At 55.2% G+C, this 5,354-nt stretch carries 2 protein-coding genes; one reads left to right on the forward strand and one right to left on the reverse strand.

Translation table 11 applies throughout. The features are described 5' to 3' along the window. Window positions 1–1,910: matrixin family metalloprotease (locus tag WNY37_RS18660; RefSeq protein WP_342974979.1), on the reverse strand; the 1,910-nt coding region annotated here is incomplete at its 3' end. Between the two features lie 328 nt (window positions 1,911–2,238). Between WNY37_RS18660 and WNY37_RS18665 the strand changes: the two genes are divergently transcribed. Continuing rightward, on the forward strand, window positions 2,239–5,354 hold a 3,116-nt coding region (locus WNY37_RS18665), incomplete at its 3' end, for a DVUA0089 family protein (RefSeq protein WP_342974980.1).

The raw sequence follows: 5,354 nt of genomic DNA on the forward strand, positions 1-5,354 counted from the left end.
GAAAGACCCTCAAGACGATTAGCGTTCCCGTCGCCCTCGATCCAGTTCGATTCCTCGTTGCCGCGAAGCCCTTCAATTGAGGTGAGCGACGCAAGCGCATACGAATAATAGTTTGATCCGTATGAGTACTGAAAAGTCATGCTGGTCAGGCTCAGACGTAATTCACCGGAGTAACGCTCGAAGCTGACCAGATCGCTACCGCCCCGACCATCAACGATATCTGCCCCACCGGTATAGACAAAGACATTGTCTTCGCCATCGCCATACAGGGTGTCCGCATAGTAGGACCCAATGAGCACTTCGATCCCCTCGAACGTATCGCCCTCGGCATATCCGCCAGAGGCCGTTCCGGCTTGAAGATCGACGGTTACGCCCTGGTTCGACTGCCCATATGAGAGTGTGTCCCTGCCCAAACCGCCCTGATAGGTGTCGGCACCATTATCTCCATAGAATAAATCATCCCCGCCCAATCCGACAAAGACGTTCGCCTCATCGTTGCCAGAGAAGCTGTCGTCGTTTTCCGACCCCTGGACTTGTTCAATTCCGGTGACGTTTCCTGAAGCCAAATTGAAATAGATGCCGTAGCCAACCGCAGCTGTGAAAGCCATGATGTCGTAACCCGCACCGCCATCGACAGACGTATTCGAGTACAGATAGTTCAGAACGATGAGATCATTGCCTTCGCCGGCGTCGATGTTCCCTGACCCGACAAGGTAGAGATCGTCGTTTCCAGCACCGCCGATAAGGGTTGAGCCGGAAGTGCCGTGAAGTTCATCGTCGCCGTCGCCGCCATTGAGCGAATCAACGCCGTAGCCTCCGTCGAGATAGTCATTGCCAAGACCACCGATCAGCAGGTCATCTCCGAAACCACCAAACAGCCTGTCATTACCCGCATTACCGTAAATGGCATCATTACCCGCTCCGCCCAGCACATGATCATTTCCGCCGCCGGCTGTTATCTCGTTTCTGTCGCTGATCCCGGAAATGGAGTCTGCACCGGCTGTGCCTGTGATACTTAAAGTGTCCGTCGTCTCATCCCAGGAATAAGCGAAGCCAGCCCCTTCAGGGTCCGACAGCGTGCCGTAGAGATATTGCACCGCGTCGACATCGAACTCGACCAGTTCAGTTTTGGGTTGGCCCGCCCAAGTGTAACTCATCACGGTATGGTTGGTATTGTCCGAGTTATCCGGGAGTTGGATGTCGCCTTCGAAGGGGTGCTTGAGGCCCATGCCGTGGCCGATCTCATGCAGAAGCACCTGGAACGTGTTCGTTCCCGGCGAAAAGTCGGAATCCACTGTCCCTTCTATCCAGACACCGCCGCCGGAACTCCGCGAAGTACTGGCATAGTTTGCAAAGCCGCCATAGCCCGACCCCGTTACACCCATGGCGTCCAGCATGCCGCCTTCATCGACCTCAATGAAAACGAGCCCCGAAATATCACTGAACTCATCCAAGGCGAGCCGAAAGTTGACGCGCTGATCTTCTGTGAACGAGAACACTTCATCAGGAGAATGTGAGATTGTGCTCGGGTCCGGCAGGTCGCCATCTTCTCTGAACGAATAAGTGACGAAGGTGACACCGATGGCCGCCCCGAGCTCTTCGTAATTCCATCTGATGAAATCGCTGCCGTAAGCGGGGGCGAGCAGCGCAGTGAAATCGTCGACAACGGCCTCTGCTGCGCTCACCTCGCCCAATGCGGACTGCTCCATCGACGCTGCGATGCAAGCTGGACACGCGCATCCAAGCTGGAAATCGGTTGTGGCAGAATCCGAGGAATCCGACTGATCTACAGTTTCAACGGCACTTTGCGCCGAGCGGACCGTGTCGATGGCGCGTCGCCCGGTTACTCCGCCGATGGAAAAAGCGTCTCGTGGATTGTCCGCGAATGCTGCGTTCAGAATGCTCGACATGAGGGCCCCCTCGCATAAGTGTTCAAGTATTGAGTAAGCCGCGATTCATAAATAGAGCAACCCTCTTGCGGAAAGTCAGCGTGTCATATTCTCATTAAATTCCAATCGGGCTGAGCTTTGAACATGGCGCACGTCCAGCCGTCTCTGTGCCCCGTTCCAAATTCAATGCGGGTTTGCGGAACAATGAGTGCTATTTTCTCTCCATCCGGCGGACGCCGGTAAAATCCGCTGCTTCGCCAAGCCCGGAACATCCTCAGATTGAGCATTTGCAAATAAAGCCCACTGTAACTTACAGATATATGATGGGGCATCCGCGCGGGACTGGATCATGGATATACGAGTATTTGGTAGCCGAGGTATCGAAGAGGATTTTTCGCCCGGCTACTCTGTAGAACGGCAAATATCTGTGTCCGGCGAGATTTACGAACAGGTCGTGCATAATGATATGCGTGGTGACGGCGTGGTAACGGGCTGTGCGTGTGCGGCGTGCGCAGAGGCCGTGTCGCAGAGTGAAGCTGGTGAAACGATATTCTCCGAACTCCCGACTTACACCGTCGCCGAAATCGCAGAGTACTTGATTAACGGATACTGGTCGCAGCGCGCCTGGGCGTCGACGGATTTGACCTACGACATCTCAGAACTCGCTCTCGGCATGCAGGAACTGGCTATACAGGCCATGGACGCAATCGCGTCGATTACGTCGCTTACCTTCACAATGGTCGCCGACGGGATGTCCGCAGATATCACCTTCGATGACGAGGACTCTGGAGCTTACACGCAACCAGCTACCTCCAACGGTGAGATCATCTCGGCCTTTATCAATGTCGAGCAGGGCTGGGCCGACGGAAGTACCGCGTTGGACAGTTATACCTATCAGACCTTCATTCACGAAATCGGTCACGCGTTGGGTCTAGGCCATTCCGGACCTTATAATGGATCGGCGGATTACCTTCAGGACGCGATTTACACCAATGATAGCTGGGCATTTACCATGATGTCCTACTTCTCCCAGTCCGAGGCCGGTAATCTCGGAGATTTTCGATATGTCCTCGGGCCGCAGCAGGCCGATATCTTTGCGCTCCAACTGCTCTATGGCGAAAATACTGGCGGGACACGTTCTGGTGATACGATCTACGGATTCAATTCGACTGAGAGCGACGTCCACAACTTCAGTCAGTTCACGTCCGCACCGTCACTGACAATTTACGACACTGGAGGCAACGATACTCTAGACTTTTCCGGCTACGATGATGACCAGATCATAAATCTGAATGGCGGGGCCTTTTCGTCAGTCGGAGGGCTACAAAATGTCATAGCGATCATGGACGGGACGGTCATCGAGAATGCGATTGGCGGCATTGGCGATGACTGTTTTATCGGCAATGACGGCGACAACGTGATCGACGGCGGTGCAGGTCTCGACATCGTCGATTACTCTGCCGGGAACCAAAGGATCATCGTCAACTTGCTTGGCGATGTTGTAAATACCGGCGGACAAGGCGACGACACACTCATCTCCATTGAGGGAATTGTTGGCACCGCATTCAACGATTTGCTCGCTGGCGACGCCAATGACAATTACTTTGCGGGACTGGGCGGCAATGACTCGATCGATGGCCGCGGCGGCTTTGACATACTGAGCTTGAGAGGTGCCACAAGCGGCGCCACGATCACGATCGACATTCTCAACGCGGGCGTGATCACCCTTGATGGCCTTGGCACGGACACATTCGCCAATATGGAGGGGGTCGAAGGAACCGATTTCGACGACCTGTTTATCGGCGGCAGCGGAGCGGAAACCTTCTGGGGCGCGGGTGGCAACGATACTTTTGTCGTATCGGACGGCGGCGACACCTATGTCGGCGGAGAAGGGACCGATACGCTTGATTTCAGCGCAGCGCGGTCGCAGGTCCTCATCGATTTGCTCGACAGCACCTTTTTGAGTGGCAGCGCGGGCGGTTTTGCGATTTTCGAGTTCAGCTCGATCGAAGGGATCATTGGCTCTAACTACGCTGATTTTATTTTCGGAGGCACCAGCGCTGCGATGAATGTCGACGGCGGCGACGGAGATGATACGATCCAGGCGCAGTTTTTCGACGACTATTTGCGCGGCGGTCATGGCAACGACGAGATCTTTGGGTGGAGTGGAAACGACCAGATTTTTGGGGATGATGGCCACGACGTGCTCCTTGGTGAGGAGGGAAATGACAGCATAGACGGCGGCTTCGGCGACGATGAACTGGACGGCGGAACCGGCAACGACCTTCTTCTCGGCGATGTGGGGGAAGACTATCTATATGGTCGCGAAGGCGATGATGAGCTGAACGGAGGCGGCGGCACTGACTATCTGGACGGCGGAACCGGCAACGACCTTCTTCTCAGCGGTGTGGGGGATGACTATCTATATGGTCGCGATGGCAATGATGAGCTGAACGGAGGCGGTGGCAGCGACTATCTGGACGGCGGAACCGGCAACGACATTCTTCTCGGCGGTGGGGGGCAAGACTATCTATATGGTCGCGAAGGCAATGATGAGCTGAACGGAGGCGGCGGCGATGACTATCTGGACGGCGGCCCATCAGGCATCGATATCCTTCACGGAGGAGGCGGCTTCGATATCGCAATTTATCGGTCAGCTACGTCCGGCATTTCTGTCAATTTGCTTACCGGGGTGCTAGGCGGCGCTGCTGCGGGCGACACGCTGATTAGTATCGAGGGGCTTAGGGGCTCTGCCTATGATGATGAGCTTAGGGGAGACGCGGGCGACAATTCCGTGAACGGGGCAGCAGGCAATGATCTAATCTATGGCGGAGACGGCAACGATTTTCTTGACGGAGGTGATGGTGTAAACAGGATCTTCGGTGAAGGCGGAAACGATACAATTTTGGTTCGTGAGGGTTACATCTCACCAGTCGATGAGCCGGACATCATCGTCCCTGCGGGAAGCGGAAACACCTCAATCGAAACTGCGCTATCGCTCGATGGAACGTTCGACCTTAATGCCAATAGCGCGATCCAGTCGTCAGTCACGGTTCCCCACACCACGGTCTCCGGGACCGGCGACGACGCCGTCCAGTATTTTTCTTTTACGGTCGATCAGGACAATGCGGGCGTCATCATTGATATCGACGGCGCGGCCGGGGGGGCTGGCAACTTCGACTCATATCTCACCCTATATGATGCTTCAGGCATCGTCATCGCATCCAACGATGATGATTTTTCAGGTGATCAGGGAAGCGCTAGCAGTTTAGATTCTAGGATCGTGACCACGCTATCCGAAGGGGCTTATGTGGTCGCGGTTGGGTCCTATCCGGCGCTCAGTCCGATACCGGCGGACGCTACCTTTGATCTACATCTTAGCCTCAGTAGTGTGTCCATATCCCGGACTCTCGAAGGCGGTGTGGCCGATGGAGGCGCGGGAGACGACATTATTGCCGGCGGATT

The sequence above is a fragment of the Henriciella sp. AS95 genome (genome assembly GCF_038900055.1).
GTDB lineage: Bacteria > Pseudomonadota > Alphaproteobacteria > Caulobacterales > Hyphomonadaceae > Henriciella.